The organism is Scytonema sp. NUACC21 (assembly GCF_054684315.1).
Window position 1 is genome coordinate 311,296 of sequence record NZ_BAAFZH010000106.1, and the last position, 11,846, is coordinate 323,141.

Below are 11,846 nucleotides of genomic sequence, written 5' to 3' on the forward strand. Positions count from 1 at the left end.
GAGATTTTGAACTATGGGTTGACTGTTAACTGTTGAGTGTCATTCAAATTAAAAGGATGTGGTTTGGCAATACCGTAGCCCTGTGCATAGTCCACCCCAATTGCTTTGAGTTTTGTGAGAATGTCTTCATTTTCGACGAATTCAGCAATAGTTTGAATACCCATAACATGTCCAATTTGGTTGATGGCTTCTACCATTACCGTATCAATGGGTTCCTCAACAATATTCTTGATAAAACTTCCATCTATTTTCAGGAAATCTACTGGTAAATTTTTGAGATAGCAAAAGGAGGACATACCGCTGCCAAAATCATCTAAAGCAAAGCGGCAACCAATCTCTCTTAAGGAACCAATAAAACCTGCTGCTTTTGTCAAATTAGCAATGGCAACAGTTTCAGTAATTTCAAAACAAATGATTTGTGGTGGAATCTGGTGTAATAACAATTGCTCTCGCACAAAGCCCAGAAATTGTTCGTCATTGATACTGGCACCAGAAAGGTTAATGGCATACAAACAGCCATAATTGTTTTCCTGCTTCATGCTGCTAGTCCATATGTCTTTTTTACGCTCTTTTAGGCTAGCAAAAAGCGTGCGGATAACCCAGCGATCGATAGCTGGCATGAGATTATAACGTTCAGCTGCTGGAATAAACGTCATTGGTAATACTAACTCGCCCTTCTCATCAATTAGGCGCAGTAGAACTTCATAATGTTCTTCTCCTGATTTCGTGAGGTTCGTGGGAACAATCTTTTGGTAATAAAGGCAAAAACGATTATCTTCCAGAGCTTGACTAATCTTGACTCCCCATTGCATTTCACCTTGTGTTTTTATCAAGTCACTATCATCAGCTTGATAGAGATGGACACGATTTCGTCCTCTATGTTTAGCTGTGTAGCAAGCTGCATCAGCCGCGCTAAGTACGCTATTCATACTTTGACTGTCTGCATCGATCGGCACTAATCCGATGCTTACTCCAATGTTAAACGTTTTGTCTTGCCAAACAAAACGAAATTCCTGAATACGTTGTAATATTGTATTGGCAATTCGCAAAGCAGGGTCTAAAGGGCAAGCTTCTAGCAAAATGGCGAATTCATCTCCTCCCAAACGTGCTAAAGTATCTGAGGAGCGTACTTGATTTTGTAATAGTGCAGTCACTTGACGCAAAAGTTCATCACCAGCAAAATGACCGCAGGTATCGTTAACAATCTTAAATCTGTCTAAATCTAAGTAACATAGAGCATGTTGTAAATTTTGTACTTTGGCATTGTTAAAGGCTATTTCCAAACGGCGCTCAAATTCCCGTCGATTGGACAATCCAGTTAAAGGGTCGTGAGTTGCTTGCCAAGAAAGTTGCCGTGCCATACTACGTGTTTGGGAAACGTCCTGAAACACCATAACTGCACCGATGATTTCTCCATTGCGATCGCGGATTGGTGCAGCAGAATCGTCAATTGGGATCTCAGAGCCATTACGGGTTATGAGAACACTGTTTTTGGCAAGACCCACACTACATCCAGAACGCAAAGCTTTTTCTAGGGGATTTTCTACAGTTTCTCTGGTCGTTTCGTCGATCGCCGTCAAGACTTCTACCAATGGTTTTCCTTGGGCATCTACCAGATTCCACCCAGTCAGTTGTTCTGCAACCGGATTCATATACTTTATTTTACCTGCAGCATCGGTTGTGATGACACCATCCCCAATAGATTGCAGTGTGACTTGAGCTAATTCCTTTTCTTCATACAGTTCTTGTTCCAAGCGTTTGCGCTCGGTGATGTCCCGACCAATATAAACAAAATGTTCTATTCCCTCTATCTTAGTTTGAACCATAGAAAAGGAAATAATCAGCTTTTTTGCTGTTTTGCTATGACAAATCACCTCTCGTTCCTTTAATAAATCATTTTTATCTGAAGAATCAACAAGAGGGTTTCTCAACTCAAAATTTTTATCGTTAATGATTGTTGAAATTGGCTGAAGCAGCAAATCTTCTTTGCTATATTCAAAGATGTCAAGTGCTGCTTTGTTTGCTGTAACAATATGTCCTGCTTCAGTTGTCACTAGTAAGACATCATTTATAGACGTAATTAATTTATCGATATAATTAAAAGCAGCGGACAAGGCATTTAACACGGAATTCAATAACAGACTGTCTTCATGATTTTTTTGAATTACTTTTTGTTCAAATACCATTTGATCTGTGACATCTTGTATCTCAACAATAAAAGAATTGTCAATGAATTTGATAAATAAATCTATATAAAAGGAAGAATAAATATCCTGAAAACGAGAGATTCCTTTTAATTCCAAGCTCTCCTGATTTCCTTGAGAAATCTCTATCAAATCATTTTCATACCCTATCAATTCAGGAAAGCCCTCTCGAATATCTTTTCCTAGGACAACTTTCTTAGAACATTCAGCAAATCTTTGAGCACCTAGAGAAGCCTCTAGTATAATAAACTGATGGGATACTACCAAATATTCTGTACTACGTGAAGATAAGATTTTTTTTAGGATGTTTTCCATAATTTTTTATTGAAATATTTTTGATATCACTTGTTTACTTAAGTAGGAAGTCGGGAATAAATAGAACTATATTACAAAAATTAAATACCTTGAAAAGTCTTAACAATGACAGACAACAAACAACATAGTTACATTTTATTTGACCTATTTACTTATAACCTATTTAAAGCAGAAATTGATTGAGTAAAGGTATTCTCTTCTTGGCTTCAGTAAAACCACGGAAAAGAATTTATTAAAAAATAAAAAACTGAGAATTTACGGATTGACAAAAAATCAAGTATGCATATTATTCCCAATTGATAAAATTTGTATAGCTACTGTAAAGTCCCTGTTTTGAGAAAGTCAAAATAAAGAAAGTTTGGAGCGAGCGAAAACAGAGGGTTTATGACTAAAGTCATGGCTGTAGTCATGACTTTCTCCTCATGTGACCTTTATAAGTAAGACTTTAAGCTAGTAAAAATAGGTAAGAGCAACCCAGGAGACAACCCATAAATGCAACTTAAGAACTTATCACTCGTAGTAGGAGCGCTCGCTCTCAGTTTAACTGCAACCTCTATCGCAGTAAATGCAGAAATGACCACATCTTCACCCTTCCTTGTTGCTCAAAAACAATTTGGAGAGAGGGGTCCTTGGAAAAGATTGGGGCTAACGGATGCACAAAAATCCCAGCTGAGTGAGATTCGTCGCGGCACCCGTGAGGAAATTGACAGGATTCTCACCGAAGAACAGAGAGAACAATTAAAGACCGCCATGCAAAACCAAAACCGTCAAGGTGGTTGGAAGCGTGCAATATCTTCTTTAAATCTTTCCGAGCAACAGAAAACCCAACTGCGCGAAATTATGCGATCGCAGAAAACCAAAATGGAAGCAGTTCTAACAGAAGAACAGAAGGCACAACTTCAGAAATATCGGGACGAGATGCGTGCCCGTCGCCAATTAAACCAGTAGTCATTTTTTTTACAGAAGGCAAGTGGTTGGGGAAAAAGCAGATTTTACCAGTCTGACCCTGACTGCTTCCTTTTCCCTTCTCTCCCCTCCCCCTGTATTTTGCTACAGGCTGAAATCAGCTAAGATAGCAAAGCACACGTGAACTGTAACAAAATAGGGAAACGCCGGTGCAAATCCGGGGCTGTGCCGCAGCTGTAAACGATCTGTCCAGTGTCCAATGTCATTCGTACAAAATCCAAAGCTAATGACTAATGACTGGTGACTCATCGTCAGCCAGAACGCCTAAGAGTTACTTGCTCACTTATTTTCCCGCGTTGCACGGGAAGGGAGCTTTAGAATCAGGATGCCTATTATTAACACGCCAGATTACTCTCATTTGGAATTTTCAACTGACCTAAGTGTGGAGTTGCCAACCCTGCCAATACAACGCCCTTTATTAATGGTTGGTCATGGCACTAGAGATGAAGAAGGAAGGCAAGCTTTATTAGATTTTGCGGTTGCTTACCAAGCTTTGGATCGGTCGCGTCCAGTTTTGCCGTGTTTTTTAGAATTGACGACTCCTTCAATTCAGGAAGGGATAGACCAATGTGTAGCGCAAGGTTACACCGAGCTAACGGTGCTACCAATACTGCTGTTTGCTGCACGACATAATAAATTTGATGTCACAAATGAGCTAGACCGTGCCAAGTCTCGCTATCCCCAGTTGAAGTTTCACTATGGGCGTCATTTTGGGATTACACCGAAAATTATAGAACTATGGCGATCGCGTCTTGAGGAACTCGACAAGCCCGAAAATAACCCCCAACAAATCTCTCGTGCTGACACCGTTTTATTATTTGTTGGTCGTGGTTCGAGTGACCCCGATGCCAACGGGGATGTTCACAAATTAGCCCGCATTCTTTGGGAAGGAAGCGGCTACTCTACTGTTGAAACCTGCTTTATCGGCATCACTCATCCCAGGTTAGAAGAGGGCTTCCGCCGCGCTCAACTTTACCAACCCAAACGCATCATCGTTTTGCCATATTTTCTGTTTACTGGGGCTTTAGTGAAAAAGATTTTTAACATCACTGCCCAACAGCAGGAGCAAAACCCGAATATTTCCATAACCTGTCTGTCGGAAATAGGTTTGCATCCAGTGCTTTTTTCTGTACTGCGAGACAGAGAAATTGAAACTCAACTAGGACAAGTTCAAATGAATTGTGAGATGTGCAAATTCCGTCTCTCTGCTTTAGCAAGCGACTGGGGACACGGACATTCCCACGAGCACCATCACCATCACCACCATCACCATCACCACGACCATTCCCATCCTCATCCTCCCGTAGATCCCTACGCAGACATTGACAAGTACCACCAAAAGATTTGGCAAGCTCCCTAGTACAGAAAGGCGCTCAGTATGAAGGATAAAGGATGAAATTAAAAGGCTGATATCGAAAATTGTAGGTTGAAAAGCCTATGATTTCGTAGGGTGGGCACTGCCCACCAGCAATTTCAAATCTAAAATCCGAACTTCCACAATTATGTCCAAAGAATTTGCCATCGGTAGTAAAGTGCGCGTTGTAGCACTACCATCCTATGTAAAAACTGCCGAACCCATGCCCATGCTGCGCCCTCCTGATGTAATTCACATTGGAGAAGAGGGTATAGTTCTAGATCGGCGTCCCGGTGGCTACTGGGGTATTCGCTTTGCGAAGGGAGCTTTTCTCCTTGACAGTCAGTATATTGAAAGCGTGGAAACAATTTCCAAATCTCAAGAATCTGAGAACAGCAACCAAGAATTGTAAACTTATCTTAAGTTGTGTTTCTGGTTTGCATGATAATGATTTCCCGCCGCAATTTTTTAAGCATATTACTTGCGATCGGTTTTGCCGTCATCAGTTGGTTGAATTTTGCCCCAGCTGCTTCTGCAATTGGTGGCAAACTTCCAGCGATCGATCGACCTGCACCAGACTTTACATTGCCAACTAACACGGGTGATGGCAAACTTTCCCTATCTGACTTAAGGGGTAAATGGGTAGTCCTCTATTTCTATCCCAAAGACTTTACTCCGGGCTGCACTCTGGAAGCCCGTCGTTTTCAGCAGGATTTGCCCAAATATTTAGAGAGAAACGCTCAAATTATTGGTGTGAGCGCTGATGATGTCAATTCTCATGCTGAATTTTGTGATTCAGAAGGGCTCAAATTTCCCCTGTTAGCCGATACTACAGGGACAGTGAGCAAAGCCTACGGTTCTTGGATGAGCTTTGTATCTGTGCGCCATAGCTTTATCATCGATCCAAACGGGATTCTGCGCGAAACTTTTGTGAAAGTCAATCCAGCTATCCATAGTAAAGAGGTTCTCACCCGACTTGAAGAGTTGCAAAAAGCAGCAGCATAAGGGATCGTCCTTTGTCCTTTGTCATTGGTCATTTGTCCTTTGTCCTTTGTCCTTTGTTGGGCGCAAATGACTAATGACTAATGACTAATGACTAATGACGCTGATTACAATAGAGTTACGAGGCAAAATTTATTCATTTGCCCCAACTCCCGCTAGCTGCTCAAAAAGCTTCATGGATTTTGAACCTCAAACCCGCGTCCAAACTGCTTCAGAAAATGTAAGGTTTGCCGAACCAACTGTCACCCGCAAGCCACTAGAATTGCTGAGAGATACAGAGGCATTGTTGCGCCGTCCTGCAGTAGCAAGCCTCGTGCCAATTTTACCGCCAAAACTGGCAAGGAATGTGGAAACGGCTTCATCGGTTGCGGAAGAGTCCTTAAGGGAACTGGCAGAAATTGACCTAGCGACAATCAGCGATGTGGAACTGCAAACGCCGCGCATTCGAGTTGCTCTCAGCTTTGTTGGGTTTGGGGCGCTGATGATAGTTGTGCTGCTCCTTTACTTAGATACGCTGCATCCTGAATTAAACACGGTTCAGCAGATCGCAAAGTATTGGTATCAGTATGTTTGGTTTGTCTGCTTGGGTGTAGCGGGAATGTTTATTCTTGGTCGAGAGGCAATGCGTCCTGCATATGGAGAGCACAATTCACGCCGACCAATAGACCCATCCAAAAGATGAATTGTAAAATTGCAGCCATTACTTTAATGCAATCTACGCTTCCACACGCTAAACGTCAAAAATTTCTGTAATGTTCGCAACAAGCTGCTATCTTATCGGCAGGGAATGATGGCTGTGATGCTTATCCAGCAACCACTTGAGCTTTTTCGTCGCCCCTCAAGTGGTATTTTTTAGTTTTGGTATTACTGTAACAGCCATCATTCCCCATACAACACCAAAAGTAAATTTTGTTGCTCGTTTAATATCAAACTGTGCAGATTTTAGGAAACTGTGAAATTCGCATTCAGTATAACACTGCTGATAAGCAGGATCGACCAACTGTAATATAAAATCACAAATACGGCACAATAGATAATCTTTGCACCAATCCAGAATAATTACTGTACCGTCAGGCTTCAATACACGTTTTATCTCTACTAATGCTGCTAGAGGGTTGTCAAAATAATGAAAAGCATTGGCAGATACAACTACATCAAAACTATTATTTTCAAATGGCAAGGCTGAGACGCTAGCAGTGTGAAATGAGACATGAGGATACTCTTTAAGTTTTTGTTGAGCAATTTGTAGCATCTTTTCTGAGATGTCTACTCCAGTGATATGCTGCATTGGATTCTCGGTTAATAATAACTGTTCAAATTCACCTGTTCCACAGGCAACATCCAATACAGTTGTTGCTGGAGATATCTGTGCCCAGTTTTTCAGAAATAACAGCGTATTTGCAATATAATTATGCCAGCGTTGGTCATATATTGCTGCTAGCTTGTCATACTGCTGACGAACTTTGGCTTCAACCATAGTGAATATATAGAAATCTTCATTAGCTTCATGACTAACACAGTTTGTACTGTCAAAACCTGCAAGATGGGCTCAAAAGTCTTAATTTTGTCTTGTAAATAACGGTTTTTTAACTTTACATTTTTTCTTACCGACCTACTTAGATCTAAGTTAGCGATTCATCATTCATAATGACCAGCCAAGGGCAGTAGCAACCTGTCCGGCTAGTTCCAAAGGATTAAAAGGTTTGGCGATCGCAGTCTTGATACCCATTTGAGCATAGCGGCGACGGTCTGAAGCCTGTATTTTTGCCGTTAACAGGATGACAGGTATGGTTTGTGTTGCGGGATTCTCCTGTAGTTTTTCAAAGGTTGTTGGTCCATCCATATCTGGCATCATAACATCCAGTAAGATAGCATCTGGCTGGAAAGCAACTGCTTTACTAATACCTTCCTTGCCAGAACTTGCCGTTAGGACTTCCCATCCAGCTACTGTTTCTAAACAAATCTTGGTAACTTCTTGGATGTACTCTTCGTTGTCAACCACCAAAATTCGCCTGTTTGCCATTACTTCCTTCCTGCCCTGCACTCATAGTAATTTGATGAAGTAAATCCATCACCCTCTGCTCAAACTCTAGCGCTGTCACCTGCCCTTTTTTCAGAATTTCAGTATGCCCTAAATTGAGACGCTGCCTTTCAGACTCATTAAGTTCTTTTGCTGAATATACCATTAAAGGGATTTTATAAAGACGGCTGTGTTGTTTCAACCAATCTACAACAGTAAACCCATCGCCCTCAGGTAGAACTAAGTCCAGGATGAGCAAGTCGGGATTCACGTCTTGACTCAAATGAATTGCCTCTTTTCCTGTTTTCGCTAGGAAAGTTTCGATGTTATGCTGCTCAAATAAAGTGATGAGCACTTCTGCTAAATTGCTGTCGTCTTCAACCAGCAAAACGCGGACTCGTTTTGAGGTTTGGATGAGTGCTTGCCTGAGAGATTCAAAAAGCGAACTTTCCTGTAACGGTTTGCTCACCCAATCCACAAAATCTGTACTTGGTTTGCGTTTATTTGTGGGTGTACAGACACTGCAAATGATAATGGGAATATCTTGAGTATCGGGTCGTTCCTTCAATGCTGCAATTACTTCCCAACCATTCATCCCAGACATGAGCAAATCCAGCAAAATCACATCTGGATGTTCTGCACATGCAGTTTCGATCGCTGCTTCTCCACTATCGACGGTAATAACACGATAACGTCGGCTTTCTAGAAGATTTTGAATTTGGGTGCGTATTTCAGCCTCGTCATCGCACACCAGCACCAAGGGGCGATAGGAAGATGGGGGCATGGGGGCATGGCAGGATGAGTGTATGGGGAGAGTAAAGTAAAAAGTGCTACCCTTATCCATGACGCTTTCAACCCAGATACGCCCGTTGTGCTGCTGCACTATGCTACGACAAATTGCCAAACCCAACCCAGTGCCCTCATGGTTGCGAGAATCTGAAGAGTCCACTTGTTGAAAGCGCTCAAAAATACTCTCAAGTTTATCAGCTGGAATACCGCGTCCTGTATCGCGAACCGTAAACAGGATAGAGGAAGTAGGAGAAGATGTTTTCCCATTCTCTATTCCCAATTCCCCATCCTTTGCTTCAGCACTCAACCAGACGGTAGAATCACGAGAAGAAAATTTAATGGCATTACTGAGGAGGTTTGTTAAGGTTTGGACAATCCGATCCGGGTCTGCCCATACATCCTGAGATATGCTAGAAATTGACAGAGTCACTCCGGCTTTGTCAGCAAGCGGTTGCATAACGTTCACTGCTTCTTCGATCAGTTCAGCAACGTTGCAGGTTTGTTTCTCCATCTTCACTTTGCCGGATTCAATCCGCTCAATATCAAGAACGTCATTGATTAACCTTACCAAGCGTTCGGTACTGTCAACCGCAATTTGCAGCAAGCGTTTTCCTTGTTCTGACTCGGGGTTAATCAGATGACTTGCCAGCATTCCTAAAGAACCATGAATTGAAGTCAGGGGCGTGCGGAGTTCGTGGCTGACGACAGAGACAAATTCGTCTTTCATCCTTTCCACTTGCTTGCGATCGCTAATGTCTTGTAAGTAAACGGTATATACTATCTCATCTCCCAGCCTTAACTTAGAGATAGAAGCTTCTGCAGGAAATTCCTTACCATCTTTGCGACGACCGTAAATTTCGCGGCGTTCTCCCATTCTGCGAGCCACTTTCGCCGATCTACCAAAATCACTGACATAATGACGGTGGGCTTCAGTGTATCGGTTTGGCAAAAGTATGTCCAAAGGCTGCCCTAAAACTTCTGCTGCAGAATAGCCAAAAATTTTCTCGGCTCCTTGGTTAAACAAAGTCACGGATTGATTACCATCAATACAGATAATGGCATCATCTGCAATAGACACAATACCAGCAAACCGAGCTTGAGAGTTTCGCAGTTCTTCCTGTGCTCGCTGACGCTCATTGAGTTCCGATTGGAGTTGTTCGTTTGCTTGAATCAGTTCAGCAGTACGCTCTGCAACTCTCAATTCCAATTCATCCTTAGCTTTGCGTAAAACCTGCTCTGTATTTTGCTTTTCAACTGCTGCAGACAACACATTGGCTACAGATTGTACAAAATGAATATCATCTTGAGTGAATGTCTGTTTTTTGACAGTGTATGCTCCTAAAACACCGTAATAACCATTAGGTTTGGCAATTGGGACACTCAAACCACTAATGACCCCATGTTCTTGTAGTAGAAAAGAACTCTTAAAGCGGGTTTCTGTTTGTAAATCTTCGATAATGACTGGTTCTTGAACTCGCATGGTGTAACCAGCCTCGGAATTTTCGAGGTTGATAATAGCCTGAGACACAAGCTCTTGATTCCAACCCACAGCCCCACGCAATACCATTGCATTTCCCTCGGGAAGGAGTTCCAATATTTTGCAGTATTCCACTTCCAAATTTTGGGCGATCGAGGTAACTGCTTGTTTCATTAAATGAGAAATGTCTGTGCCAGACAAAGCCGATTGACCTAACTGAGCAACTGTTGCTTGTTGTTGCATGCGAGATTGTAAAGTCCTTGCAGCCGTACCATTGTGACTGGCAGTTTTGCTAACTTGAGTTTGTTCGATCCGCTGCCGCAATTTTCTTTTTTCCAAGCGATTGATGATGCGAGTCACGAGTTCCGGACCAACAATCGGCTTACTGACGAAATCATCCGCACCTACAGAAAAGACTTGGTTAACAATATTGGCATCGTTATGAACTGTGAGAAATAAAATCGGTAAATCGCTCCAACGGGGATCGTTACGTACAACTTTGCAAATTTCAATACCATTAATCTCAGGAATTTCTACATCTAGTATCAGTAAGTCTGGCTGGACTGCTTCTAAAGTTTTCCAGAAGCGCTGTGGATCTTCGAGGTTGGTCACCTTGATTCCCCAAGGGGTAAGCAAGTGTTCCAAGACTGCTCCTATCTTTGGATCGTCATCAACAGATAAAATATGAGCCTCTACATGGGTAGCATCCTGCAAAACTTGTTTGACTGCCTCCAGCACTCTTGCCATAGGCTGGGGCTTTTGTAAAAAGAAGTGCCCCCCACTGCGAGCAACCTGCAATCGATTGGTAAAATCACTTTTTTCAGTAAAAACAATCGCTGGTATGGGAGGTTTGTGTTGGTTCAATTCCGCTAATAAGCTAAAGCTCTCTTCATAGCTTGGAAAAACATCGGGATCGATGAGCACAACACTGGGATTTTTATGATAGAGCAGATCTCTTGCTGCTTCCATGCTTGTAACAATTTTAACTTTCAATTCCCAGTGAGCGGCTTCTTGTTCGATTTGTTCAGCTAAAGTCTGCTGATGCGGGCTTTCTTGTCGGTAAGCATCGCCATCAACCACGAGTAGCAAAGGCTTTTCATCTATAACTTGTGATTGTGATGAAGACAAAGTTTCATGATGGTTTTGTTCAATTTCTTGACGCAATTGCTCAACTAAAATGCGAAACTCATTTGTTTCATCTACGGTTAATGATTTACTTGCCTTCAGCAGACGCTCAATTTGTCTTGCTAACTGGGAACCAAGAGAAAAGCCAAAGGTACCCAAAGATCCAGCTAGTGTATGGGCTTCTTTTTGAGCTTCTTTCCGTAATTTTTGACTCAATGTTTTTTGAGTTGCAGCAACAGCAGCTTCCTCCAGCAAAGCTACTTGTTCATCAACTCTTCCTTTGAATCGATTCCAAACCGCAGCAACTCCAAGTAGTATCCGTTGTTGACTTTCCTTCTCTGCAGGTGAAGGAGACAAGGTAGAATTGCTAGGATTTTCTCTCTTGTTGCGCCCCTCTTCCTTGTCTTCCCCGTCTCCCTTGTTCCTCCCCTCCTTCACTTCTACCTGGGGTTTAAGGCGGTAACCAATGCCATAGACTGTTTCTATTAAATCCCCAGGAGCACCCACAGCTTTTACTTTCTGCCGTAAGCCTTTAATATGGGTGCGAACAGCTTCTTCACCGGGAGTATCTTCATAAGACCAAAGATGTTCCAA

General features: G+C 42.2%; 9 protein-coding genes and 1 riboswitch. Of the genes, 5 read left to right on the forward strand and 4 right to left on the reverse strand.

Annotated elements, in window-relative coordinates; translation table 11 throughout:
• Positions 1-11: 11 nt before the first annotated feature.
• Positions 12-2,519, reverse strand: a complete 2,508-nt coding sequence (locus tag ACYRY3_RS39120) for an EAL domain-containing protein (RefSeq protein WP_460207162.1) — start codon at positions 2,517-2,519, stop codon at positions 12-14.
• Positions 2,520-3,011: 492 nt separating this feature from the next.
• On the opposite strand from ACYRY3_RS39120, the gene ACYRY3_RS39125 reads away from it, so the two are divergent.
• The 5 genes from ACYRY3_RS39125 (at position 3,012) to ACYRY3_RS39145 (ending at position 6,523) form a co-directional block, all read left to right on the forward strand.
• Positions 3,012-3,467 (forward strand): Spy/CpxP family protein refolding chaperone, encoded by a 456-nt coding sequence (locus ACYRY3_RS39125; protein WP_460207164.1) that lies wholly within the window; start codon positions 3,012-3,014, stop codon positions 3,465-3,467.
• A gap of 119 nt (positions 3,468-3,586) precedes the next feature.
• Positions 3,587-3,771, forward strand: a riboswitch (cobalamin riboswitch).
• 39 nt (positions 3,772-3,810) lie between these two features.
• The gene (locus ACYRY3_RS39130; RefSeq protein WP_460207166.1) at positions 3,811-4,845 is read left to right on the forward strand and encodes a sirohydrochlorin chelatase; all 1,035 of its coding nucleotides are present in this window, start codon (positions 3,811-3,813) and stop codon (positions 4,843-4,845) included.
• A 142-nt stretch (positions 4,846-4,987) separates the two neighbouring features.
• Complete coding sequence (gene sipA, locus ACYRY3_RS39135) at positions 4,988-5,251, forward strand: regulatory protein SipA (protein ID WP_460207168.1); 264 nt, start codon at positions 4,988-4,990, stop codon at positions 5,249-5,251.
• A gap of 35 nt (positions 5,252-5,286) precedes the next feature.
• On the forward strand, positions 5,287-5,844 hold the full coding sequence (locus tag ACYRY3_RS39140; RefSeq protein WP_460207196.1) for a peroxiredoxin: 558 nt from the start codon (positions 5,287-5,289) through the stop codon (positions 5,842-5,844).
• 172 nt (positions 5,845-6,016) lie between these two features.
• Positions 6,017-6,523, forward strand: coding sequence for a hypothetical protein (locus tag ACYRY3_RS39145; RefSeq protein WP_460207198.1), 507 nt, complete (start codon positions 6,017-6,019; stop codon positions 6,521-6,523).
• 156 nt (positions 6,524-6,679) lie between these two features.
• On the opposite strand, the gene ACYRY3_RS39150 is transcribed toward ACYRY3_RS39145, so the two are convergent.
• The 3 genes from ACYRY3_RS39150 to ACYRY3_RS39160 form a co-directional block, all read right to left on the reverse strand.
• Positions 6,680-7,318 (reverse strand): class I SAM-dependent methyltransferase, encoded by a 639-nt coding sequence (locus ACYRY3_RS39150; RefSeq protein WP_460207170.1) that lies wholly within the window; start codon positions 7,316-7,318, stop codon positions 6,680-6,682.
• Between the two features lie 165 nt (positions 7,319-7,483).
• Positions 7,484-7,864 (reverse strand): response regulator, encoded by a 381-nt coding sequence (locus ACYRY3_RS39155; RefSeq protein WP_460207172.1) that lies wholly within the window; start codon positions 7,862-7,864, stop codon positions 7,484-7,486.
• Positions 7,836-11,846, reverse strand: a 4,011-nt coding sequence (locus tag ACYRY3_RS39160) for a response regulator (RefSeq protein ID WP_460207174.1), incomplete at its 5' end; no start/stop codon positions are given. The genes ACYRY3_RS39155 and ACYRY3_RS39160, both read right to left, overlap by 29 nt.